The 25696-nt window shown below is 32.3% G+C and carries 28 protein-coding genes; 25 read left to right on the forward strand and 3 right to left on the reverse strand.

The window, feature by feature from the left end; translation table 11 throughout:
• Positions 1-36: 36 nt before the first annotated feature.
• The 12 genes from CD150_RS01735 to CD150_RS01790 all read left to right on the forward strand — a co-directional run bounded on the left by CD150_RS01735 (position 37) and on the right by CD150_RS01790 (position 11726).
• Positions 37-459 (forward strand): hypothetical protein, encoded by a 423-nt coding sequence (locus CD150_RS01735; protein ID WP_103161292.1) that lies wholly within the window; start codon positions 37-39, stop codon positions 457-459.
• Complete coding sequence (locus CD150_RS01740; RefSeq protein ID WP_103161293.1) at positions 446-844, forward strand: hypothetical protein; 399 nt, start codon at positions 446-448, stop codon at positions 842-844. The genes CD150_RS01735 and CD150_RS01740 overlap by 14 nt, the downstream gene beginning before the upstream one ends.
• A gap of 44 nt (positions 845-888) precedes the next feature.
• Positions 889-1371: a phage holin gene (locus CD150_RS13980; protein ID WP_103161294.1), complete on the forward strand. Its 483-nt coding sequence runs from the start codon at positions 889-891 to the stop codon at positions 1369-1371.
• The gene (locus CD150_RS01750; RefSeq protein ID WP_103161295.1) at positions 1343-2761 is read left to right on the forward strand and encodes an N-acetylmuramoyl-L-alanine amidase; all 1419 of its coding nucleotides are present in this window, start codon (positions 1343-1345) and stop codon (positions 2759-2761) included. Before CD150_RS13980 ends, CD150_RS01750 begins: the two co-directional genes overlap by 29 nt.
• A 68-nt stretch (positions 2762-2829) precedes the next feature.
• On the forward strand, positions 2830-3990 hold the full coding sequence (locus CD150_RS01755) for a PDDEXK family nuclease (RefSeq protein ID WP_103161296.1): 1161 nt from the start codon (positions 2830-2832) through the stop codon (positions 3988-3990).
• A 799-nt stretch (positions 3991-4789) separates the two neighbouring features.
• Positions 4790-5809, forward strand: a complete 1020-nt coding sequence (locus CD150_RS01760) for a hemolysin family protein (protein WP_046207504.1) — start codon at positions 4790-4792, stop codon at positions 5807-5809.
• Between the two features lie 65 nt (positions 5810-5874).
• Positions 5875-6945, forward strand: a complete 1071-nt coding sequence (locus CD150_RS01765) for an NAD(P)H-dependent flavin oxidoreductase (RefSeq protein WP_103161297.1) — start codon at positions 5875-5877, stop codon at positions 6943-6945.
• 186 nt (positions 6946-7131) lie between these two features.
• The gene (locus CD150_RS01770) at positions 7132-7980 is read left to right on the forward strand and encodes a DUF72 domain-containing protein (protein ID WP_073342704.1); all 849 of its coding nucleotides are present in this window, start codon (positions 7132-7134) and stop codon (positions 7978-7980) included.
• Between the two features lie 12 nt (positions 7981-7992).
• A complete protein-coding gene (locus tag CD150_RS01775; protein WP_046207507.1) occupies positions 7993-8817 on the forward strand; it encodes a sulfite exporter TauE/SafE family protein in 825 nt (274 codons plus the stop codon).
• Positions 8818-8837: 20 nt separating this feature from the next.
• Positions 8838-10157 carry a bifunctional metallophosphatase/5'-nucleotidase gene (locus CD150_RS01780; protein ID WP_073342700.1) on the forward strand — a complete coding sequence of 440 codons (1320 nt, stop codon included), beginning with the start codon at positions 8838-8840 and terminating at the stop codon, positions 10155-10157.
• An 81-nt stretch (positions 10158-10238) separates the two neighbouring features.
• Positions 10239-11168: a lipoyl synthase gene (gene lipA, locus CD150_RS01785; protein ID WP_046207509.1), complete on the forward strand. Its 930-nt coding sequence runs from the start codon at positions 10239-10241 to the stop codon at positions 11166-11168.
• A 171-nt stretch (positions 11169-11339) separates the two neighbouring features.
• Positions 11340-11726, forward strand: coding sequence for a YutD family protein (locus CD150_RS01790; protein ID WP_064209465.1), 387 nt, complete (start codon positions 11340-11342; stop codon positions 11724-11726).
• Between the two features lie 301 nt (positions 11727-12027).
• On the opposite strand, the gene CD150_RS01795 is transcribed toward CD150_RS01790, so the two are convergent.
• Positions 12028-12294: a DUF3055 domain-containing protein gene (locus tag CD150_RS01795; RefSeq protein ID WP_046207511.1), complete on the reverse strand. Its 267-nt coding sequence runs from the start codon at positions 12292-12294 to the stop codon at positions 12028-12030.
• A gap of 145 nt (positions 12295-12439) precedes the next feature.
• On the opposite strand from CD150_RS01795, the gene CD150_RS01800 reads away from it, so the two are divergent.
• The 8 genes from CD150_RS01800 to dltD all read left to right on the forward strand — a co-directional run bounded on the left by CD150_RS01800 (position 12440) and on the right by dltD (position 19308).
• Entirely contained in the window at positions 12440-12874 is a 435-nt protein-coding gene (locus CD150_RS01800; RefSeq protein WP_046207512.1) for a DUF86 domain-containing protein, read from the forward strand.
• Between the two features lie 6 nt (positions 12875-12880).
• Positions 12881-13660 (forward strand): 5' nucleotidase NucF, encoded by a 780-nt coding sequence (gene nucF / locus CD150_RS01805; protein ID WP_073343673.1) that lies wholly within the window; start codon positions 12881-12883, stop codon positions 13658-13660.
• Between the two features lie 10 nt (positions 13661-13670).
• Positions 13671-14630, forward strand: coding sequence for a 2-hydroxyacid dehydrogenase (locus CD150_RS01810; protein ID WP_046207514.1), 960 nt, complete (start codon positions 13671-13673; stop codon positions 14628-14630).
• Between the two features lie 446 nt (positions 14631-15076).
• Positions 15077-15223 carry a teichoic acid D-Ala incorporation-associated protein DltX gene (locus tag CD150_RS01815; protein WP_070039178.1) on the forward strand — a complete coding sequence of 49 codons (147 nt, stop codon included), beginning with the start codon at positions 15077-15079 and terminating at the stop codon, positions 15221-15223.
• Positions 15224-15237: 14 nt separating this feature from the next.
• Complete coding sequence (gene dltA, locus CD150_RS01820) at positions 15238-16701, forward strand: D-alanine--poly(phosphoribitol) ligase subunit DltA (RefSeq protein ID WP_103161298.1); 1464 nt, start codon at positions 15238-15240, stop codon at positions 16699-16701.
• Positions 16698-17912 carry a D-alanyl-lipoteichoic acid biosynthesis protein DltB gene (gene dltB, locus CD150_RS01825; protein ID WP_103161299.1) on the forward strand — a complete coding sequence of 405 codons (1215 nt, stop codon included), beginning with the start codon at positions 16698-16700 and terminating at the stop codon, positions 17910-17912. Before dltA ends, dltB begins: the two co-directional genes overlap by 4 nt.
• 17 nt (positions 17913-17929) lie before the next feature.
• Positions 17930-18166 (forward strand): D-alanine--poly(phosphoribitol) ligase subunit 2, encoded by a 237-nt coding sequence (gene dltC / locus CD150_RS01830; protein ID WP_046207518.1) that lies wholly within the window; start codon positions 17930-17932, stop codon positions 18164-18166.
• Positions 18163-19308 (forward strand): D-alanyl-lipoteichoic acid biosynthesis protein DltD, encoded by a 1146-nt coding sequence (gene dltD, locus CD150_RS01835; RefSeq protein WP_103161300.1) that lies wholly within the window; start codon positions 18163-18165, stop codon positions 19306-19308. Before dltC ends, dltD begins: the two co-directional genes overlap by 4 nt.
• Before the next feature lie 363 nt (positions 19309-19671).
• Here the strand turns inward: dltD and CD150_RS01840 are convergent, their stop codons facing one another.
• Positions 19672-19914, reverse strand: coding sequence for a NifU family protein (locus tag CD150_RS01840; RefSeq protein WP_019469675.1), 243 nt, complete (start codon positions 19912-19914; stop codon positions 19672-19674).
• A gap of 106 nt (positions 19915-20020) precedes the next feature.
• Here CD150_RS01840 and CD150_RS01845 point away from each other — a divergent pair, with 106 nt between their 5' ends.
• Positions 20021-20332 (forward strand): YuzD family protein, encoded by a 312-nt coding sequence (locus CD150_RS01845; RefSeq protein ID WP_046207520.1) that lies wholly within the window; start codon positions 20021-20023, stop codon positions 20330-20332.
• A 91-nt stretch (positions 20333-20423) separates the two neighbouring features.
• Here CD150_RS01845 and CD150_RS01850 read toward each other — a convergent pair whose 3' ends face one another.
• The gene (locus tag CD150_RS01850) at positions 20424-21488 is read right to left on the reverse strand and encodes an NAD(P)/FAD-dependent oxidoreductase (RefSeq protein WP_046207521.1); all 1065 of its coding nucleotides are present in this window, start codon (positions 21486-21488) and stop codon (positions 20424-20426) included.
• Between the two features lie 441 nt (positions 21489-21929).
• Here CD150_RS01850 and CD150_RS01855 point away from each other — a divergent pair, with 441 nt between their 5' ends.
• The 4 genes from CD150_RS01855 to CD150_RS01870 all read left to right on the forward strand — a co-directional run bounded on the left by CD150_RS01855 (position 21930) and on the right by CD150_RS01870 (position 25632).
• On the forward strand, positions 21930-22166 hold the full coding sequence (locus tag CD150_RS01855; RefSeq protein ID WP_019469672.1) for a YuzB family protein: 237 nt from the start codon (positions 21930-21932) through the stop codon (positions 22164-22166).
• Between the two features lie 13 nt (positions 22167-22179).
• Positions 22180-22539: a HesB/IscA family protein gene (locus tag CD150_RS01860; RefSeq protein WP_046207522.1), complete on the forward strand. Its 360-nt coding sequence runs from the start codon at positions 22180-22182 to the stop codon at positions 22537-22539.
• Positions 22540-22776: 237 nt separating this feature from the next.
• Positions 22777-23985, forward strand: coding sequence for an NAD(P)/FAD-dependent oxidoreductase (locus CD150_RS01865; protein WP_073342687.1), 1209 nt, complete (start codon positions 22777-22779; stop codon positions 23983-23985).
• A gap of 171 nt (positions 23986-24156) precedes the next feature.
• Entirely contained in the window at positions 24157-25632 is a 1476-nt protein-coding gene (locus CD150_RS01870; RefSeq protein WP_103161301.1) for a leucyl aminopeptidase family protein, read from the forward strand.
• Positions 25633-25696 lie beyond the last annotated feature (64 nt).

Consider the following 25696-nt stretch of genomic DNA (forward strand, 5'->3'; position numbering starts at 1 on the left):
TTAGTGGTTTTTATTTTATAAAAAGTAGGTGAACGCATGAATGAAAACTTTACAATACACGATAAACTAGCCACATTATCTTTATTTGGATTAGGTGTGTTTGTAGATATACGAGGTGTCTATTGGCTCATAAGTCAAGAAAAGGTTATTAACGAAAGCGATTTCTACCGAGCGCTAAACGACGTTATGCCTATTTGGATTTGGGGTTTGTTACTGCTTGTGTTCGGCACTTGTCTAATTCTATCAAGTCTATTGTTTGGTAAAAGGTCTATAAATAATTGTTCGAGCCATTTTATGTTAATAGGTGGGTTAGGAAGTGCCATCATACACTTCTTAATGTCATCGGCCGCTGTGTATAATGCGCTTAATTGGCTAACGCCAGCACAGTTAATCGCTATAACAGCTTGGCTCGGATTTGTCGGATTTTTAGGTGGGTTAGGTATTTATGGACGAAAATAAATATGTATTAAGACACGAGTGGGAAAGATCAAGAGGCAAATTAAACGAACGCATAAACGAAGTGGACAAGAAACACACAGACAATTTTAATAGTTTGTTGAATAAAGTAGATAGACAGACATTACTGCAAGAGAAGTCGTTCGAATCACAAGCTAGGTCAGAGAAACATTTAGAAAAAATGAGTGAATCATTATCGACGGTAGGAACTAGAGTTACTGATTTAGAATATGAAACAAAAAGTCATGAGAAAGAAATTAAGAGTTTGCAAGGAACTATAGAAGCAGAAGCAAAAGGGAACAGAGAAGTAATTGGCTACTGGTTGGGATTTGCAGGGGTTGTATTAGTCCCTCTTATATCCTTAGTAGCCAACATCTTCTTTAAATAAGTCGGCGCATTGCGTCGGCTTTTATTATATATGGAGGTTTTTAGATGAAGAATATTAACTGGAAAATACGTTTCAAAAAGAAATCATTTTGGGTGGCTATCGTTTCGGCGATAGTCCTTTTTGTTAACAATATAACGCAAGCATTAGGATTAAACTATACAGAACAACTGGAACAATTTAGCGATGGTATTAATGGATTATTAGCTGTATTAGTCACATTCGGAGTAATAAACGATCCTACTACTAAAGGGATGAAAGACAGTGGTATTGCACAAACTTATTCAAAACCACGTGATGAAAATATTGATCCAGTTGAGTATCAGGAAAAAGGCTATGAACCAGAACAATGGAATGATGATTTTGCGGAAGAAGTTGAGATTGAAGAAGGTTTAAGAGATGTCGAAGATGATGAAGTTATAGTGGATAACTTTGATTCTGATATTAATAACTCTGGTGTAATGCTAGATACAAACCAACAAGTAGAGGGGGTAGTTGAAAATGGCGAAAACACAAACACAGATAAATAAAATTGTGAATAGTTATCTAGGGAAATATGTCGATTTCGATGGTTACTATGCTTTTCAGTGCATGGATCTAGCAGTATCTTATGTGTATAAATTAACGGACGGTTCATTTAGAATGTATGGCAACGCTAAAGATGCGATAGACAATAAATTCCCTAATGGTTGGAAAGTGATAAGAAATCAAGCGTCCACAGTGCCTAAAAAAGGTTGGATTGCAGTTTATACTACTGGTGTTTATCAACGATACGGGCATATAGGTATTGTGTATAACGGCGGCAACACTTCACAATTTCAAATATTAGAACAAAACTTTGATGGGTTGGCTAACAGTCCCGCTAAATTAAGATGGGATAATTACAGTGGTTTAACACATTTCATCGTACCACCAACAAAAACTTCAACATCGTCAAGTAATGGTTCTGCTAAAAACACTACAACTAAGGCAATCAAAAGTAAACCTAAGACGAAAAAACGCAAAATTATGCTTGTAGCAGGTCATGGATATAATGATCCCGGTGCTGTTGGTAATTCTACAAATGAACGTGATTTTATTAGAAACAACATTACCAAAAAAGTTAAAAGCTATCTTGAAAAAGAAGGGCATACAGTTGCTTTATATGGTGGTTCCAAACAATCACAAGACATGTACCAAGATACCGCGTACGGAGATAATATAGGCAATAGAAAAGATTACGGTTTGTACTGGGTTAAGTCTCAAGGATATGAAATAGTAGTCGAATTCCATTTAGATGCTGCTGGTAGCTCTGCAAGTGGTGGACACACAATTATACCAAGTGGATTAAAAGCAGATAGCATTGATACTGGTATACAGAACGCTATAAAAAAACATGTAGGTACTATTAGAGGTATTACAGGAAGAAATAATTTATTAAATTGTAATGTCGCTAAAAGAATTGGTATTAATTATAGATTAGTTGAACTAGGTTTCATCACTTCATCAAAAGACATGAATACAATCAGAAAAAATGTTGATGCTTATTGTAAATCTATCGCAGAAGCTATTCATGGTGGTGCAATAAAAGGTGGTAACGGAAAAAACGCAGTCGCTAAAAAGAAAGTAACTAAAACAACTTCCACAAGTAATGAGAAGTGGAACAAAAACCAATACGGTATACTATGGCGTAAAGAAGTAGCTTCTTTCACATGTAATGTACCACAAGGGATAATCACACGAAGAATAGGACCTGGTAGACAATATCCTATTGCAGGTACTTTGAAGAAAGGCCAAACTATAAACTATACAGAAATTCAAAAAAATGATGGTTACATTTGGATCAGTTGGATGACAAACTCTGGTTATACTGTTTACATGCCAGTAAGACAAGTAAAAGCTGATGGTAGTTTAGGACCATTATGGGGAACAATTAAATAACTTTATGGCGGGCTTTTGCCCGCCTTATTACATAATAAATATGGTATAATTACATTAAGGTGATTAATATGAAAATAATAAATGACAATTTCACATTTTACAAAGGTGAAAACTGGATAAATTTGAGCGAACTACCAAGAAAGAAAACAAAAAGCAACGAACAAATTCTTTGGGATGAATCCATAGGTTACAATATAGAATATTTTTTTGAAGGAATCAGTGGTTACATAAAAATATTAGATTGTTATAGAAAAAATAAGAAAAGGTACTTACAAGTAGAAGTTGAAAACAAAAAACATGAAATATTATCTTCTAACTTCAAAAATTGTGAAATAAAGAAGATTGTGACTGATGGTTACAAACATGATATAGGCTTCATTATAAATAATTGTGAAGTAATCGGGAAAAGACTTAATCCACGAAGTAAAGAAAGAGAGTATAAAATGTTATGTTTGAGTACAAACTTGACATTTTATAGAAGAGAATCAAGAATAGATGGTGGTGCATCAAGCCCTTATATTAGTGGTAAATATGTTTACGAAGGAAATTGGTTATTTAACGAAAAAGATGTGTTACCGTTTTTGAAAGATGTTAATGATGCCAAAAAATACACAAAGCTTTCAAGAAGAGAAATAAACTGCGTTTGCCCTAATTGTAAAACAGAAAAATCAATACCTGTCAATAATTTAGTTCAGCAAGGTTTCTTTTGTCACGTGTGTTCTTCTAACATAACATACCCAGAAAAATTAATGATTGCGTTATTAAATGAAAACAATATAGTTTATGAATATCAAAAAATATTCCAAGATCTTAAACTAAGAAGATTTGATTTTTACTTACCAGAATATAATATTGTTATAGAAACTCATGGTAAGCAGCATTATAACGAAAGTGATTCTTGGTATAAAAAAACAAAAAAATCGGACATTATAAAAATGGATTATTGTAAAAAGAAAAGCATAAGATATGTAGAAGTTGATTGTAGGGTGTCTGATTACGATTTTATATTAAAAAATATTAATGAAACTGAATTAAAAAACATATTAACGTTTTATAACAAAGAAAAAATAATAAATATAATAAAAGAGTTAGAGCAATTAAAAGAAGTAGAAGAAATAATAAATCTCTATACAAATGGCAAAGGTCTCACTTATATCAGTAAAAAAGTTGGATTAACCACATGGAAAATAGAGGGGTTATTAAAACGTTTAGGGTATATTGCCAGCTAATCTATGTTATAATATAATTATATTTGAGTTATGAAACACTAAAATTTCTTTTCACTACGTAATCTAGGGTAGGCACATAGTGGTGCTTGCCCTATTTTTTATGTTATAATTTATTTACATGTATAAGGCCTTTCTCAAATTTTTTTATATCCACCACCCACGCATGTCACTGGGTGGTTATTTTTTATGAAAGTTACAAATACTATAAAACAGTTGTTTTTAGTATGAACGATATTAAAATGGGTGTAAGGATAGGAAAATGTTTGCACAATATAAAATTAATGTTACTATATACACATGGTGATAAACAAACCACACCTCGCTTTTTCGAATATATTACACACAAGCCGTCTCATAACGAGATGGCTTTTTATAGTTATTAAAGATAAAATTGATTAGGTGGTCGCATTGGTTACTGATACCATTTTTGATACCATTTTATCTGAAAACGTATTTTTTATAAAATTTACTACCCTCCAAAACATTGGTTTAAAGGCATTTTAAAAATATAAAAAATACAAAATGACCTAAATTTAGTTGAAATGGAAGGTTCAATCGGCTAAAATTGGTAATCAAAAATTTGGTTGTACAGTAAATGATTAAATATTAAACACGAGTGATACTATTTTGATACCCGTATACTTTTGGGATTCAAATTTGTATCACCTCGTGTTTTTTTATTCGTATTGTTTTGAAAACGTAGTTCTAATAGTTAAAAATGCGTTTATGCATTGTAATATGAGGGAATTGATACATATCGTTTAAAATTTTATAGAATACAAAAAGGAGTTATGCTGATATGATTATTGCTATAATCATACTTTTATTTGCTTCATTCTTCTTTTCTGGTAGTGAAACAGCTTTAACTGCTGCAAATAGGATGAAAATACAAACTGAAGCTGAAAATGGAGATAAAAAATCCGCTAAATTATCAAAACTACTTACAAAACCCAGTGAGTTTATTACTACAATTTTAATTGGAAATAATATTGCGAATATTATTTTACCTACATTGGTGACAGTCTTAGCAGTGGATATTGGCGTGAACGTTGGTATAGCTACTGCAGTGACAACGGTTGCTATCATCATTATTTCTGAAGTAATTCCAAAATCTGTTGCTGCAACTTATCCAGATCGTATGTCTAGATTGGTTTACACGCCAATCGCATTTTTTGTCATAATATTTAAACCAATTACGAAATTGTTAAACTGGTTAACGGATATGATTAATAATTTACTTTCCAAAGGACAAGAAGATCAACAACGGTTATCAAAAGAAGAAATTAGACAGATGGTTACAATTGCAGGTAGCGAAGGTGCATTTAATGAAATGGAACGAAATCGAATCCAAGGTGTTATGGATTTTGAACAATTAAAAATAACCAATATTGATACAACACCGAGGATAAATGTAACCGCGTTTCCCGCTGATATATCTTATGAAGATGCATATGATACCGTCGTGACGAACCCATATACACGTTATCCAGTATATGATGGTGATATCGATCATATTATTGGCATTTTCCATTCAAAATATTTGTTAGCATGGAGTAAAGAAAAGTCAAATGATATTTTACAATATACTTCAGAACCTTTATTTGTGAATGAACATAATAGAGCAGAATGGGTGCTCAGAAAAATGACTGTGTCGCGCAAACATTTAGCGATTGTATTAGATGAATTTGGTGGCACAGATGCCATTGTGTCTCATGAAGACTTGATTGAAGAGATGCTAGGTATGGAAATTGAAGATGAAATGGATGAACAAGAACGAGAAAAATTAGACGCACAAATGCAAGCTTATAATAAAAAATAAAAACTTTAGTAATAAATTATCAGTGATATTTAGGTTATTGTATTTCAATAAAAGGAGTGTTTTGTATGCACTTTTCATCAAAGATGACCAAAATGTTGAATATCAAGCTTCCAATCATACAGGCAGGTATGGCAGGTAGTACGACACCGGAATTAGTAGCTTCTGTCAGTAATAGTGGAGGACTTGGTACGATTGGAGCAGGTTATTTTACTCCAGAAAAATTAGATTCTGAGATAACTTATGTGCAAGAATTAACTGACTTACCCTTTGCCGTTAATTTATTTGTTCCAAGTGAACAATTATATATTCCAGAAAATGTAGAACACATGAATGCATGGTTAAAACCTTATAGAAAAGCTTTAAACTTAGAGGAACCTGTGATTGATATTAGTGAAGAACAGCAATTTAACGATGCCATAGATATGGTGATTGAAAAAGGGGTTCCTGTAGTTTCATTTACTTTTGGGATCCCAAATCAAAATATTATCAAAAAATTGAAAGCGCGTCAGATTACTTTGATAGGCACAGCAACCTCTGTTGAAGAAGCGAAAGCCAATGAAAGCGCAGGAATGGATGCGATTATTGCTCAAGGTAGTGAAGCGGGTGGTCATAGAGGTTCTTTCACTGTGACTTCTGGTGAACACACGCCATTGGTTGGTACCATGTCATTGATACCACAAATCGTGGATAATATATCTATTCCAGTTATAGCAGCAGGAGGTATTATGGATGGACGTGGTGTGGTTGCAAGTATGGTGCTAGGTGCTGAGGCTGTACAAATGGGAACAGCATTTTTAACTTCAGAAGAAAGTGGAGCTTCAACATTATATAAAAATGCAATACAGCAAAGCAAAGAAACAGATACTGTTATCACAAAAGCCTTTACGGGAAAACCAGCTAGAGGTATCGATAATGAATTTATACACAAGATGGAAAGTTATGCTGATGATATTCCAGATTATCCTATTCAAAATCAATTGACGAATAGTATTCGTAAAACTGCAGCTGATTTAGGTAAGGAACAATGGACGCATTTATGGAGCGGACAAAGTCCAAGGTTATCCCAACCGAATTCAGCTGCTCAATTGATAGCTGATATCGTACAAGAAACAGAACGCATACTCAATGATGATTAATCTTTAGATGTTTTAATAAAAGTTGCTATTTAAAAAATGATAGCAACTTTTTTGATTTTTGTATCTATTGAATCTTTTAAAATGACCGTTGATTTTCTTAACCTTAACCGTTGAAACAATTGAAGAATATAATTTAATCTAGTGAATCTTATAAATCATCTATGGTATCATGTAACTGGTGATACTATGATAAATATTGGATTAACAGGTTGGGGAGACCATGATACTTTGTACGAAGATTTACAGCGTAAATCAGATAAACTAATTACATATGCAAGTCACTTTCCCATCGTAGAATTAGATGCATCATATTATGCGATACAACCTGAAAGAAATATTAGAAAATGGATAAGAGAGACGCCTGAGAGATTCCAATTTATAGTTAAAATTCATCAGGCATTAACACTTCATGCAGATTATCATGATTTTGCAGAATCAAGACAAATACTTTTTGATCAGTTTAAAGCGATGTTAGTGCCATTAAAATCTGAAAAAAAGTTAGCGATGGTATTAGTACAGTTTCCACCTTGGTTTGACTGCACAGTTCAAAACATTAAATATATTCGATATGTACGAGAACAGTTGAAGGATTTTCCTGTCTGTATAGAATTTAGACATCAATCCTGGTTTAATGATAAGTATAAAGAAGAAACGTTAGCTTTTTTAACTGAACATGACATGATACATGCGGTATGTGATGAACCACAAGTAGGCCAAGGTTCTATACCATTAGTCAATCGTATTACAAACGAAACAGCATTTGTGCGTTATCATGGTAGAAACGAACATGGATGGACAAAAAAGGACATGACGGATGAAGCTTGGAGAGACGTTAGATATTTGTATGATTATAATAAGCAAGAACTTAATGATTTAGCGCAAAAAGTGAAATTATTAGAACAAAAAGCTAAAAATATTTATGTCGTGTTTAATAATAACTCCGGTGGTCATGCTGCACAAAATGCTAAAACATACCAAACATTATTAGGCATTGATTATGAAGGCTTAGCACCACAACAATTAAAATTATTTTAGGAGCGGTCAGATATGTTAACAATAATCATTTTGATTTTAATTGGTGGTTTATCAGCCATATTGGGTTCACTTGTGGGCATTGGTGGCGGTATTATCATCGTCCCAACTTTAGTTTATTTGGGCGTAGAAAATGATTTACTACATGGCATCACACCTCAGATTGCCATAGGAACATCTTCATTAATATTAATCGTGACAGGACTATCGTCAACATTAGGTTATTTAAAAACGAAACAAGTTGACGTCAAAAATGGTTCCATCTTTTTATTTGGTTTGTTACCAGGCTCTTTGGTTGGGTCAATTTTAAGTCGTTTTTTAACTTTAGACTCTTTTAATTTATATTTTGGTATTTTCTTAATATTCGTAGCAATTCTGCTTATGATAAGAAATAATATAAAACCAATGAAAATGTTTAATAAGCCTAAGTATGAGCGTACATATGTAGACGGTTATGGAAAAATACATCATTATAGTGTTCCGCCAATTGTGGCATTTATATCAACGTTATTTATAGGTGTTTTGACGGGATTGTTTGGTATTGGTGGTGGTGCACTTATGACACCGCTAATGTTAATTGTTTTTAGATTTCCACCACATGTCGCAGTTGGTACAAGTATGATGATGATATTCTTTTCCAGCGTGATGAGTTCTATTGGACATATTGCACAAGGACATGTAGCTTGGGTATATTCTATTGTATTAATCATCTCTAGCTATTTGGGTGCGAAAATTGGTGTAAAAGTCAACCAATCCATACAATCAAATACTGTGGTTATGTTATTAAGAACAGTTATGCTTATAATGGGACTATATTTAATTATTAAGTCATTTTTATAAACTAAGAGGAGGGTACCAAGGTGAAATTAACTATTTACCATACAAATGATATTCACAGTCATTTGCATGAGTATGCCCGTATTTCCGAATATTTAGCTCAAGAGAGACCGAAATTAAATCATCCCTCGCTCTATTTAGATATTGGAGACCATGTAGATTTATCTGCTCCTGTTACAGAAGCTACTATGGGAATCAAAAATGTTGAGCTTTTAAATCAAGCACATTGTGATATAGCAACTATTGGTAATAACGAAGGTATGACAATATCACATGATGCATTAAACACACTTTATGACAATGCAGAATTTGATGTAACTTGTGCAAATGTTTTTGACGAACAGGGTGACTTACCTCGAAATATTACATCATCAATCATCAAAGAGATTGAAGGTGTGAGAATCTTATTTGTTGCAGCTACTGCGCCATTCACACCATTTTATAGGGCTTTGGATTGGGTTGTTACGAATCCATTAGAAGCGATTAAAGATGAAATTAGCGCACATCAAGATGCGTATGACTTATTGATTATTATGAGTCATGTGGGTGTGTTTTTTGATGAAAAATTATGCCAAGAAATTCCTGAAATTGATTTAATATTGGGTAGTCATACACATCATTATTTTGAAAATGGTGAAATGAATAATGGTGTGCTAATGGCAGCTGCTGGTAAATATGGTCACTTTTTAGGTGAAGTAACATTAGAGATAGACCAAAAAAAAGTTGTAGATAAACAAGCAGTGATTTATCCAGTAGACACTTTGCCGGAAGTAGAAACACATTTCGAAAAAGAAGGTAAGGCACTGTTAAGTGATCCAGTTATTAATAGACCAGTTGATTTGCCAAGAAGGACAGATGTAATAACAAAGACGTCTTATATGTTAGCTGAAAGTATATTTGAATTTACGAATGCTGACTGCACAATTATTAATGCAGGATTGATTGTAAAAGGTATTTCAGCGGCTCAAGTGACGGAATTTGATATACATCAAATGTTACCTCATCCTATTAATGCTGTTCGCATCCGCTTAAACGGTCTAGAATTAAAAAATATAATCATTAAAAGTCAAAAGCAAGAATATCTAAATGAACATGCACAAGGTTTAGGTTTTAGAGGGGATATATTTGGTGGTTATATACTTTATAATTTAGGATTAATCGAATCTGAAGCAAGATATTTTATCAACGGAGAAGAAATTGAAGACGATAAAAGTTATGTGCTAGGTACTGTTGATATGTATACATTTGGTCGTTATTTCCCAACGCTTAAAGAACAATCTATAGATTACTTAATGCCAGAATTTTTAAGAGATATTTATAAAGATAAATTGCTCGAATATTAAAATATTACATTTTACGTTTTAATTTAATCCGATTTTCGTTATAATGATTACAGATTTGAAATCAGGAGGAATTGTACGGTTATGGCTACTAAAAATGAAGAAATTTTACGTAAACCAGATTGGTTGAAAATAAAACTGAATACTAACGAAAACTACACTGGTCTTAAGAAAATGATGCGAGAAAAGAACTTACATACAGTGTGTGAAGAAGCAAAATGTCCAAACATACATGAATGTTGGGGCGAGCGTCGTACTGCGACATTTATGATTTTAGGTGCAGTTTGTACGCGTGCATGTCGTTTCTGTGCGGTTAAAACCGGATTGCCAAATGAGTTAGATTTAGATGAGCCAGAGCGTGTGGCAGAATCTGTTGAATTAATGAATTTAAAACATGTTGTTATAACAGCGGTTGCACGTGATGATTTAAGAGATGCTGGATCAAATGTTTATGCTGAAACAGTCCGTAAAGTACGTGAGCGTAACCCTTATACTTCAATAGAAATACTACCATCTGATATGGGTGGTGACTTCGAAGCTTTAGAAACATTAATGGCTTCAAAACCAGATATTTTAAACCATAATATTGAAACAGTTCGTCGTTTAACACCAAGAGTTCGTGCTAGAGCGACTTATGACCGTACTTTAGAATTCTTAAGACGTTCTAAAGAATTACAACCTGATATACCAACAAAATCTAGTTTAATGGTAGGACTAGGGGAAACTCACGAAGAAATTTATGAAACAATGGATGATTTACGTGCAAATGATGTAGACATCTTGACTATCGGCCAATATTTGCAACCTTCACGTAAACACTTAAAAGTTGAAAAATACTATACACCATTAGAATTTGGTAAATTAAGAAAAGTAGCAATGGATAAAGGTTTCAAACATTGCCAAGCTGGACCACTTGTGAGAAGTTCTTATCATGCAGATGAGCAAGTAAATGAAGCTGCAAAAGAAAGACATCGCTTAGGTGAAGAACAACTTAACATGGATTCTAATAGTTAAAATATAGAAATTGTATTTAAAGACTTAGTTCAATTAGAGCAATTAACGACGCACGTTAACTCACTTTGGGCTAAGTCTTTTATTAGAAATTATAAAAATAGATTACTAACCTTTTTAAGTCAGACACTGTATGGTTAAATTGAGTAATGAAAATTAGATTAGGTGAGTATAATGATAAAAGTTAATAGTTTTTATTTTGAAATTATAGAAGAATATAGAGAATGTTTTGATGAAACATTATTTGCAAATCGTTACGCAGACATTTTAGATAAATATGATTATATTGTAGGAGATTTTGGATATGATCAATTAAGGTTAAAAGGATTCTATAAAGATTCGAATAAAAAGGCTGAATTAAGTAAGCGCTTTTCGACAATTCAAGATTATTTATTAGAATACTGCAATTTTGGATGTCCGTATTTTATTTTAAGAAAAGTTCCTGAAAGTGAGATTAAATCCCGAATTGAAACAGAGGATGAAAATGCAGAGATACCTTTTGAAGAAAATAAATTACAAGATGTCAAAATCCAACCAACAATTCAAGATACTGAGCATTAAGTTGATGTAGATTTAGTGTTAGTTTCATATTATTAATAAGTTAGGCTACGATATTGAACCGAGATTTAAGGTTTAGTATCGTAGCCTTTTTCTATGATTGAAATATGGTGCCTAATGAAAAAGGCTGATTATCGTAGGTGATTCAGCCTTATATCAAGCAGTTATTATTGAATGATTCATGACATTGTGACATATCATGTGCATTAATTTCATTAGCAATATTGGATAAACTAATTGTTAACAAATTGAAGTGATTTTATGCAAGCAATATTATCTTAAACATGTGCGTTTATCGTGATAATTATTGTATAACTTGATTGAGGTATTCAGTGATTTCATTGCCTTCATTTTCAGTTACACCTAAAATATAAGCAATATAGCCTTCTTCTTCTAAATCATCTGTACCAATAATGCCAAATTTATTTGTTTGCATGTTTAAAACCATTGTTTTTCCAAAATGGCGATCAGTTTGTATGAGCATTAAATCATAACGACTATATTCTCCGACGAAACCTACAAATTGTACCTGTGATGATTCATCGTCGTCATAGAGGTACATATCTATCATAATAAACACCCTTTCATCATTAAGTTATTAAAGTTTTTTATCATTCGAATCATTTAATGAAATAAAAAGTCTTAGTTTACAGTATAACCATAAATGAATTCGACTGCAAAGGTGTGGTATGATGAGAATGATAGGGGTGACATAGATGTATTTTGTTAATAAAGAAAAGTTAGATAAAAAAATAAATTACTTACAACAATTGGTAAATGATTATCCGAAATATAGAGATAATCACTACGCATTTGAAAGAATTTCACAAATGTTGATCGAATCATCGGTAGATATTGGTAATATGATTATTGATGGCTTTATTTTAAGAGATCCAGGCAATTATAAAGATGTCATCGATATTTTAGAGTTAGAAAATGTAATCACTAAAGATACTCAAAGTAATATTAACCAAACTGTAGATGTTAGAAAACAATTCGTTCATTATTATGACGAGCTCGATACTACAAAGTTAAAACCACTTTTTGATAAAACACTTGATTATTATCAACAATTTATCGATGAGGTAATACAATTTTTGAATAATGAAAATGTGCCTATAACAGCATTTGGACAAAAAGGAGAGAAGTAAGTTTTGATGAAACAGTACAAAGCATATCTCATTGATTTGGATGGTACGATGTACAAAGGAAATGAAAAAATTGATGGTGCAGCGCAGTTTATTGAATACTTAAACAAGCATCAAATACCTCATTTATTTGTTACGAATAACTCTACCAAAGAACCTACAGAAGTAGCAGAAAAATTAAAAGCGATGGGAGTTGATGCTACAGCAGATGAAGTCGTGACGTCTGCTCTAGCAACTGCAGAATATATTGCTGATGAACAACCAGGCGCTTCAATCTATATGTTAGGTGGATCAGGTTTAGAAAAAGCGTTAACGCAACATCATTTGAAAATAAAAGATGATGAGTATGTAGATTACGTAGTTATTGGTTTGGATGAAGCTGTAACTTATGAAAAATTAGCAACTGCTACGCTAGGTGTTCGAAACGGTGCAAAATTTATTTCAACTAATAAAGATGTATCCATTCCCAAAGAACGTGGATTCTTACCAGGTAATGGCGCGATTACAAGCGTTGTGTCAGTCTCTACTGGTGTTGAACCAATATTTATTGGTAAACCAGAACCTATTATTATGAATAAAGCCTTGGAAATTTTAGGGTTAGATCGCTCTGAAGTTGCAATGATAGGTGATTTATATGATACAGATATACTTTCTGGAATCAATGTTGATGTTGATACAATACATGTTCAAACAGGTGTATCAACTTTAGATGATGTTAATCAAAAAGCAACACCGCCAACATATAGTTTTAAAGACTTAAATGAAGTAATCAAAGAACTCGAAATTTAGGAGTGATTGAATGCAAAAAATCGTAGTTAGTAGAAAAATTCCACAGAAATTTATTAAGCAATTAGAGGACATCGGTGAAGTAGAAGTTTGGGATGCGTCATTGACCCCTATGCCACGAGAAAAGTTTTTAACTGCTTTAAAAGACGCAACTGCTTGTTTTGTGACATTAAGTGAAATAATGGATGAAGAAGTGATTGAAGCTGCACCAAATCTGAAAGTCATAGCAAACATGGCAGTAGGCTATGATAATATAGATATTGATTTGATGCAAAGTAAGGGTATTGTTGTGACGAATACACCAGGTGTTTTAACTGAAACGACAGCAGAATTAGGATTTACCTTAATGCTTGCAGTAGCAAGACGTGTAGTCGAAGCGGAAACATATGTTCAAAACGGTGAATGGCAGAGTTGGGGGCCGTATTTATTTGCTGGTAAAGATTTATATCAAGCTAACGTTGGTATTTATGGTATGGGGGATATTGGAAAAGCATTCGCGAGACGCCTAAAAGGTTTCAATACGAATATAATGTATCATAATAGAACCAGACATAAAGATGATGAAGAAGCACTTGGTGCATTATACGTTTCATTTGAAACATTATTAAAAGAGAGTGATTTTGTCATTTGTACGGCACCATTAACTGCAGAAACACGTGATAAATTTGACGATAAGGCATTTAAAATGATGAAAAAAGATGCGATTTTTATCAATATCGGTAGAGGTGCTGTTGTCGATGAAGAAGCATTAGTGAAGGCGTTGCAAAATGAAGAAATTAAAGCATGTGGTTTAGATGTTTTAAGAGAGGAACCCATAGATATGCAACATCCATTACTCTCAATGAATAATGCAACGATACTTCCACATATTGGTAGTGCATCGGTTATAACAAGAGACCGAATGATACAACTGTGCGTAGATAATATAAAACTAGTATTAGACGAAAAAGATCCTAAAACGCCCGTTGTATAAATGATTGAAACGAATTTAAGCTGCTTATTACCTGTTTAGCTTGGGTGATTGGCAGCTTATTTTTTAGGAACATTACATTAAATAGCGTAATTTGAACTTACTTAATAAATCGAGGATGCTCACCGCATTTGATAAAAAGGGTCATTACATTCATGTATATTACTATATCTTGGGTTAGAATAGTTAAAATTAATACACAATAAATTCTTTTAAATGAGTTTATTGTGTGTTTTTTTGAATTTTAAAATAATACTCTATTTATTTATATACTATCTAACAATTTTGTTATATATATGCACAAATATTTAATTGTAATGATGTAGGAAAAATTGTATAATTAATTGGTGAAAAAGTTGAATAACTTATATACAATAAGGCGTAAAATATAAAAAATAATTTAATGAAGATGATTAATGTTGAATTTATATAAATTTTAGAGGTGAAATATGCACAAAAACGATAAAGAACATACTGCTTTACAAAAATTCAAGCCATGGTTATTGACAGTAATGTACCTAGCTATATTAATTGCATTATATTTAATTTATGGTACAGGTGATACACACAATAACTTTATTTACAATGAATTTTAATTAAGGAGACTATCATGAAAGACATCATTCAAACTTTAATAGGACATGGAGAAAACTGTCCAAATCAAGTTGCAGTTAAACATAATGACGAAATTTTGACCTATGAAGCACTAAATCGGTTAGCCAACCAACTTGCAATGATATTAAAAGATGCTAAAACACCATTGATTTTATACGGGCATATGTCCCCGTATATGATTGTAGGAATGGTAGGTAGTATGAAGGCAGGTTGTGGTTATGTTCCCCTAGATACTTCTATCCCTCAAGATCGTATGCTATCAATTATAAATAAAATAGAGCCACAATATATATTTAATACTACTGATGAACAAATAGAAATAGAGCATATTTCTTTTATTACAAAAGATTCATTATCAAGTGTAAAACAAGATGACACCACAGTAAGTAATATAAAAGATTCTGATATTGCTTATACTATTTTTACATCAGGTTCTACTGGAGCACCAAAAGGTGTACAAATCAGTTATGAAAGTCTCAATCTTTTTACAAATTGGATGTTAGAACTCAATCAAGTTGGTTCAAATCAACAATGGCTCAATCAAGCGCCTTTTTCATTTGATTTATCTGTCATGTCCATATACCCGTGTTTAATGACTGCTGGAACCTTAAACTTAGTAGATAAAGTAATGATAAATAAACCAAAATTATTAAATCAAATGTTAGAAGAAGCAAAAATAAATGTATGGGTATCTACGCCTTCATTTATGGAAATGTGTCTTATGCTGCCACGCTTAACGGAAACATATTATAGTAATTTGAAAGAATTTTTCTTTTGTGGTGAGATTTTGGCACATAAAACGGCAGAACTATTGCTTCAACGGTTCCCATCTGCATACATTTACAATACATATGGCCCTACAGAAGCTACGGTAGCAGTCACAAGTATATTAGTTACAGATGAAGTTTTAAATCAATATAATCCATTACCAGTAGGTATACCTCAACCGGGAACGAAGTTATCGTTAACCGACGAAGGTGAACTTATCATTTCAGGTAAATGCGTAAGTGAAGGGTATGTCAAAGATGACATACGTTCAAAAAAAGTATTTACCAAATTGGATGGTGAGAAATCTTATTATACTGGTGACAAAGCACAATTGATTGATAACCAATGGTTTATTAATGGAAGAATAGATTATCAAATTAAATTAAACGGCTATCGTATGGAATTAGAAGAAATAGAGTTTCAATTGCGAAAGTTAGCAAAAATCAGAGATGCAGTTGTTGTACCAACTTATAAAAATAACAAAGTCATTTATTTAAATGCTGCAGTTATTTTAAGTGATTGCGAAACCCACGAAGACGTTCAAACTTTGACTCATGAAATAAAAACGGAATTAAAACATGTATTGCCCGAATATATGATTCCTAAAAAGTTAATATATATGAAGAAATTACCGCTTACGATGAATGGAAAATTAGATCGTAAAAAGATTGCTGAGGCTATAGAGAAATGATTCCATACGGCGATTTTACATTCTTTCTTATAGCATTTGTTATTTTGTTACCAGTTATTATATTAGGATTTATGGGTAAGCAGAGCAAAATTTATAACGGTTTGAGTACAGCAGTCATGATTATATTAATATTTTCATCGAATAAGCATCATCTATTTGGACAAGCTTTTTTGAGTTTAGAACTGATAAATTTTATCCTTTATTTAATTTGGCAAGTGTTGATTATTATATATTATTGGCATTCTCGGTCTAAAAATAATACAACAGCAAAATTTATATCGGTTATTTTTCTCTCTGTTTTGCCACTTATTGTTGTGAAAGTTATGCAAAGTTCGTGGTTTGGAATGGCACAGTTAAAACTACATGAGAGTAAAGTCATAGAATTCATCGGATTTTTAGGCATTTCGTATGTTACTTTTAAAAGCGTTCAACTATTAATGGAAATTAGAGATGGCTCAATCAAAGAGATTAAATTTTGGAAAGTCGTACAGTTTATATCCTTTTTTCCAACCATTTCCTCAGGACCAATTGATCGTTACAAACGTTTTGTGAAAGATGACAATAAAATTCTGAGTGGAAGTGACTATAATGGTTTATTTGTCAAAGCAATACATTACATTATGCTTGGATTTTTATACAAATATATTATTGCTTATTTGATACAAACATTTGCAATTAATCCATTAATGCTCGATTTTTCTGGTGTTATCACAAAATGGTTATATATGTACGCATACAGTTTATATTTATTTTTTGACTTTGCCGGATATTCACTTTTTGCTATTGCGTTTAGCTATATTTATGGTATTCAAACGCCACAAAACTTTAACCAGCCATTTAAAGCTAAAAATATTAAAGATTTTTGGAATAGATGGCATATGTCACTATCATTTTGGTTTAGAGATTGTATTTATATGCGGTCATTATTTTTTATGTCAAAGAAAAAATTACTAAAAAGTCAATTTGCAATGTCGAATATAGCCTTTTTCTTAAACTTTTTAATAATGGGCATATGGCATGGTATAGAACTTTATTACATTTTGTATGGGTTGTATCATGCAGCATTATTTATTGGATATGGCTATTATGAAAAATGGAGAAAAAAACATCGTCCACGTTGGCAGAACCAGTTTACAACTGCTTTGAGTATTGTTGTAACATTTCATTTTGTAACATTTGGTTTTCTGATTTTTTCAGGAAAACTGTTTTAAAATTAGGAGGAATAATAATGGAATTTAAAGAACAAGTATTAGATTTATTAGTTGAAGTAACTGAAAATAATATCGTGAAAGAAAATCCTGACATTGAATTATTTGAAGAAGGTATTATAGATTCATTTCAAACGGTCGGTTTATTATTAGAAATTCAAAACAAATTAGATATTGAGGTTTCAATTATGGATTTTGACAGAGATGAATGGGCAACACCAAATAAGATTGCAGCGGTATTAGAAGAATTAAGATGAAATTAAAACATTTTATACCAATTATCATCAGTTTATGTTTATTTGGGATTTTCTTAATATTACCTTCTAGTTGGTTTAGTGGATTAATTACTCAGAAAACGTTAGATAATCAACGTACTTCACTCTCAGATCAAATGTTAAAAGGTACGTTAATCCAAGAGCAGATGTTTAAGTCGAATCATTTTTATCCAATTTACGGTTCTAGTGAACTTGGGAAAGATGACCCGTTTAATCCATCTATATTGTTGCGCGATAAAAATATGCATGCTAAGCAACCATTTCTAATTGGCACAGGTGGTTCTACAGATTTAATTAATGCTGTGGAATTAGCCTCACAATATGATCATTTAAAAGGAAAGAAAATGTCACTTATTATATCGCCGCAATGGTTTACAAACCATGGATTAACTAATAAAAATTTTGATGCACGTATGTCTAAAGCACAGTTGAACCGCTTATTTAAGCAAAAGCATTTAAGCCCAGAACTTAAACAGCGCTATGCCAAACGTTTATTAAGATTTAAAAATGTAGAAAATCGAAACTATTTAGAAAAAGTAGCTAAAGGTAAAATTAGTGACAATGACCAATATGTATCATCATTTAAAATGAATCAATTTGAAAAAATTGAGGCAATAAAGTCGAATTTACCTCTTGCAAATACTGAGTTAGCAGACATTACACCGGTAACTGCACAAGATGACAGTTGGGGGATGCTTCGCAATAAAGCTGAATACTATGGTGCTAAACATTCACAATCAAATATATTTAAAATTAGAGATGAGTATTGGCAATTAATAAAAAAGCATAAGCGTAAAGTGAACAGAGATTATGAATTTAATAGTAATTCTCCAGAATTTAAAGATTTGGAGTTATTGGTAGATACTATGCGAGAGGCTGGTGCTGATATTGAATATATTAGTCTTCCATCAAATGGAAAATGGTACGATCACATAGGTGTAAATAAAGAAAAACGTCAGAAAGTATATAATAAAATTAAGAACACAGTTATTAGTCGTGGCGGGAAAATTTACGACATGACAGATAAAGATTATGAACCTTATGTTATCAGTGATGCCGTCCATATAGGATGGAAAGGTTGGGTTTATATTAGTGAGCACATTGCTCAGCACATGCGCAAATAGCTATTTTCAAATTAAGGATGAATGATTTGAATGATGATTAAAATGTTGACTAGGATAGGAAATCGCAACTATGGATTTTCTATCGTGTTTACTGATTTTATTTATCGGTTCTGCCTTTGATTAAAAATGAACAGCGTGTTGATTACGTCAGGAATGACTTGTATAAATTTAAGCAATAAAATCAAATCACTTCGCTATCATACAATTGTCAATTTTATTTTTAGTTTTAATATAAAAATGCACTTTCATGTTTAAATGAAAGTGCATTTTGTTATAAATCAGCTATTTGATGAAAGATTCATAAACGAAGAATTCTATAAAATTTGACGTTTTTGTTGTTTAATTTATTTATAAGTTGATCAACTAGAATACTTGCTCTACTTCTACTACTCCAGGTACTTCTTCATGTAAAGCACGTTCGATGCCTGCTTTTAATGTGATTGTTGAACTTGGGCATGTACCACATGCACCGTGCAATTGAAGTTTAACAATGCCATCTTCTACATCTACTAACGAACAGTCGCCGCCATCACGTAGTAAGAATGGACGTAGTTTTTCAATTACTTCTGCTACTTGATCAAACATTGTTACGTTTTCAGTTGGCATGGAAATGCCTCCTTTCAAGTATATTATTTCATTTTCTGTCTATCTTTTTATTATAATAGATATATAAAGAAAAATCTATCAATCGAGACAAAAGGGGATAAGTAAAATGAATAAAGTAAGTGTAGTCGTTTATGGTGCAGATGTTGTTTGTGCAAGCTGTGTTAATGCGCCAACAGCGCGTAATACTTTTGATTGGTTGCAACCATTGCTCAAAAGAAAGTATCCAGATATCCAATTTGAGTTTACGTATATTGATATAGAAAAGGATACTGAAAATTTAACTGATCATGATCAACAATATATTGAGCGTATTCAAGATGATGAATTGTTCTATCCGCTTGTAACGATGAATGATGAATATGTTTCAGATGGGTATGTACAATTGAGAGATATCACTCAATTTATGGAAGCGCATTAATTTAATTATTTAAAAAAAGACACGTATCTATACTTTTTACGCATGTTAATAAAGTATAGGAAGACGTGTCTTTATAATTACTGATTAAAATTTATCCATTGTGATATTTGTATAACCATAGCACACCAGATTTTAAGATTGAAGCTAAACGTCCAGTGACTGTTCTATCCATGATGTAAGCAAAACCTTTTTTATCACCAAGAGAACCTAAGAAGCCTTGAACTTTGAGTTCTGGCATTTTTTCAGGTAGAGGTTTATCTTGCCATTGTAATTTCATAACATCAGCAATCTGGTCTCCCTGAACTTCAGCAAGTTGTGCACTAGGTGCATGAGGTAAATCTGCACAATCGCCAACTACGTATACATTTTTATAGGTTGGGACTTGATGGTATTGGTTTAGGATGACACGGCCATCTCTGCTAATATCAATAGGTAAATTTCTAACAATTTCCACTGGCTGAATGCCAGCAGTCCATACGATTAAATCCAATGGTTCAGGTACATCGTTATTGAAAATTTTACCAGGTTCTACACGATTAATATCAGAATTTGGAACTACCGTTACATCGTTCTTTTTAAACCAATTTTCTATATAACGACTTAGCTTTTCTGGAAAACGACGTAAAATACGTTCTCCTCGATCATATAAGTATATTTGCAAATCTTTACGGCTTTCGCGAAGTTCACTGGCTAATTCGATGCCACTTAAACCCGCACCTACAATACCTACTTTTGCTCCATTAGGTAATTCACTGATATGATGAAATGTTTCCCGTGAACTTGATAACGTTTGGATACTGTGTGTGTATTCTGCTGCTCCTGGAACATTATGATATTTGTCCTCGCAACCAAGTCCAATGACTAATTCGTCATAATCTACTTTTGTGTTGCCAACTGAAATAATTTGATCATCTAAATTAATATCATTGATTTCTCCGTACACAATATTAATACGTTCTGAATCTGGAAAATTCATACGAATATCTTTGTCTGATTTAGTACCAGCAGCTAATTCATAGAATTCTGGTTTTAAACCATGATAAGGCATACGATCAATTAATGTAATAGAATAATTTTCAGGAAGTGCCGATGGTAAAATATGAGACATAATGCGCATATTTCCATATCCGCCACCCAATAGTACTAAATTTTTCATTTATGATACCCCTTTAGTAAAAATATATTGAGCAATTTGATAAAAATACAGTTTATTTTTTGTTAATAAATAATATTTTTATCTCTTGTCGTCAATGTAAGTCAATAAACACAATTTGGTTAAATCATATTCGTCTTCATTGAACGAAATACCAATTTCATAATAAGCTTACTTAGATATATTATATGCTTTTTTATATACTTCTACAAATAAACGTGATGAATTGTAATTTGTAAACATAAATCTTTAAAAATACAATATGATTATAACAATATAAAAAATTAGTGTGAATGGCATTTTATACGAAAACGTGTTTTGTTTTAATTGAATTGTTACAAAAACAACAAAACGAATGAATAATTCATATAAGCTAGTAAGTGGTCAAAAGTGATGTGATTTTGTTATAATTGCTAAACTGATAATTAATTGAGAGGGTGTAATATGAATCCAATAGTTGAGTTCTGCATTTCGAATTTAGCGAAAGGTGGAGATTATGTATATAATCAACTTGAAAATGATCCAGGTGTAGACGTTTTAGAATATGGATGTCTGCAAAATTGTGGCATTTGCTCAAGTGGCTTGTATGCATTAGTAAACGGTGATATTGTTGAAGGAGAATCACCAGACGACTTATTACAAAATATTTATTCACATATAGAAGAAACATGGATTTTTTAGGGAGGTAATTTCAATGGCAGTAGTTGAACTAACAGAAGCGGCAGCATACGAAGTTAAAGATATGATGGAACAGAATGATATGCCAGATGGCTTTTTGAAAATCAAAGTTAATGGTGGCGGTTGCACAGGATTAACGTATGGTATGTCTGCAGAAGCTGAACCTAGTGAAAATGATGAAATATTTGAATTTCACGGTGTCAAAGTGCTAGTTGATAAATATGATATACCAGTATTGGAAGGTACAAAAATTGATTTCAAACAATCGTTAATGGGCGGTGGCTTCCAAATAGACAATCCAAACGCAATTGCATCTTGTGGTTGTGGAAGTTCATTCAGAACTGCAAAAGTTTCTGGTTCACCAGAAGATTGTTAAAAATTTTAAACCGAGTGTTTATGGACTATAGTTCGACTAAATGTGGTTAGAACTATAGTCTTTTATCTGTTTATGTGAAAAAATAAACAATATATGCGTTTCGGCTTGAAAATAAACTATAAAAACTATAAAATTAGTGTTGGATGAAAAATGTCTTTTTTGTGAATTTCTATGTAAATCAGTAAATTATAAAAAGACGATCGCAACAAAAAAATTATGAAAGCTTAGGTGAATGAAATGGCTCAAGAACGTAAAAAAGTTTTAGTTTTAGGCGCTGGTTACGCTGGGTTACAAACTATTACCAAATTACAAAAGCAAATTTCAGCTGATGAAGCTGAAATTACATTAATCAATAAGAATGATTATCACTATGAAGCAACTTGGTTACATGAAGCTTCAGCTGGAACAATTAGTTATGAAGATGTTTTATATCCAGTTGAAAGCGTAATCAATAAGAATAAAGTAAACTTCATTAAAGCAGAAGTTACAAAAATTGATCGCAATGCTAAAAAAGTAGAAACTGATGCAGGAATCTTTGATTTTGATATTTTAGTTGTTGCTTTAGGTTTCGAAAGTGAAACATTTGGTATTAAAGGTATGAAAGATCATGCTTTCCAAATCGAAAATATTTTAACTGCACGTAAATTAGCGCGCCACATTGAAGATAAATTTGCTAACTACGCTGCTTCTAAAAATAAAGATGATAAAGATTTAGCTATTATCGTTGGTGGTGCAGGCTTTACAGGTGTTGAATTCTTAGGTGAATTAACTGACCGTATCCCTGAGTTATGTAACAAATATGGTGTAGATCAAACAAAAGTTAAAATTACTTGTGTAGAAGCTGCTCCAAAAATGTTACCTCAATTCTCTGATGAATTAGTAAACCATGCAGTTAGTTATTTAGAAAGTAAAGGTGTTGAATTTAAAATTGCTACACCGATTGTTGCTGCAAATGAAAAAGGTTTCGTAGTTAAAGTTAATGATGAAGAACAACAATTAGAAGCAAATACAGTTGTATGGGCAGCAGGTGTTCGTGGTAGTAAGTTAATGGAAGAATCATTCGAAGGCGTTAAACGCGGCCGTATCGTTACAAATCAAGATTTAACAATCGATGGTTATAATGATATTTTTGTAATAGGTGATTGTTCTGCATTTATTCCAGCTGGTGAAGAACGCCCATTACCTACAACAGCACAAATTGCTATGCAAGAAGGCGAGCACACTGCTAAGAACATTAAAAATATTTTAGAAGGTCAACCTACTCAAGAGTTTGAATATGTTGATCGTGGTACAGTATGTTCTTTAGGTGCTAACGATGGCGTTGGTGTTGTTTATGGTAAAGATATCCAAGGTAAAAAAGCTGCATTTATGAAAAAAGTAATCGATACACGTGCAGTATTCAAACTTGGTGGTATTGGTTTAGCATTTAAAAAAGGTAAATTTTAATAACTGATAACCAATAGATAAGTATCTATTGACCATAAATATTGAGGCTGAGACATAAATTGTCTCAGCCTCAAATTTTATATATAGTATGATATAATCTATCATTTTTTATAATAATCCGACATTAAAATGATACAATGTGACAGAATAAATTGAAATGAGGGATGTTTGATGAAAACAGTTATAAATAACACTTCTAAGATTGAACAAGAAACAATTATTGTTGGTGTGCCTGAACATTTAAATCAATTAGAGTCGATACGAATTGCTGGAAATGACATAAAAGACTTATTATCCCCTTTAAAAGAACATCATATTTTCAGCATCAATGTTGGAGCGATTTCGAGTACATTTTTTAAAGTAGATGAGAAGGCACATAAACTGATTACTGTGGGCTTAGGAAATACTAAAACATTAGGATATAATGATTATTTAAAAATCTTCGGAAATTTATTTCAAACTTTAAATAGCAAAAGGATAACTAAAGCATCATTGTTGTTTAACACGTTTAAATCTCAAAAAGTAGAAACGGAATTAATAGCAGAAATTCTTGGTAAACAAAGTAAACAATCTATCTATCATTTTGATGGTTATAAAACTAATAAATCAGCGCCTTATCAATTAACAATAGAGATTCACACAGAAGAAGATCACATTGTCGAGTTTATTGAACGAGGAGAGGCTATTGCAACTGCTGTTAATTTAGCACGTGATTATAGTAATATACCACCTAACATATTGACACCAGCTTATTATGCAGAATTGATACAAAATCAATTTAATGACACTAGCGTATCAGTTGATATCAAAGATAATAAAACTTTACAAAAAGAAGGTTTTGGATTAATTCATGCAGTTGGTAAAGGTTCTAAAAATGGTCCACGCGTAATAACGTTGACTTATAATGGTGGAAAACCAGGAGAAAATCCTATTGCACTCGTAGGTAAAGGCATTACGTATGATTCAGGTGGCTATTCAATCAAATCAAAAACAGGTATGCAGACCATGAAATTTGATATGTGCGGCTCAGCAAATGTAATAGGAATAATCGAAGCTGCTCGTCAATTAGCACTGCCACTAAATATTGTTGGAATTATTGCCACTGCCGAAAATATGGTGAATGACGAAGCAATGAAACCAGATGATGTTTACACAGCACTTAGCGGAGAATCAGTAGAGGTATTAAATACTGATGCAGAGGGGCGCCTTGTTTTAGGTGACGCTGTATTTTATGCAAATCAATTTCAGCCAAGTATAATATTAGATTTTGCAACGTTAACTGGCGCTGCTGTAGCTGCGTTAGGTGAAGATAAAGCTGCTGTTTTTAATCAAAATGCTGACACTACGTTAAAATCTATTCTACAACAAGCACAAATGATGGATGAAAAAGTCTTTGAATTACCGATTACTGACACAGAACAAGCACTGATAAGAAAAAGTGAAGTGGCTGATTTAGTTAACCATACCAATGGTCAAGGTAAAGCATTGTTTGCAGCAACATTTATCAATCATTTTGCAGGTAATACACCACATTTACATTTTGATATCGCAGGGCCTGCTACTACGAATAAATCAAGTTATAAAGGGCCTGTGGGACCTACAGGTTATCTAATATCAACAATCGTACAATGGTTACGTGTACTATAGATGTAACAATATTACCATTAAAAACAAAAGCTTCAAGTTAATTTTAGTAGATTAACTTGAAGTT

It is taken from the genome of Staphylococcus ureilyticus, assembly GCF_002902235.1.
GTDB classification, from domain to species: domain Bacteria; phylum Bacillota; class Bacilli; order Staphylococcales; family Staphylococcaceae; genus Staphylococcus; species Staphylococcus ureilyticus.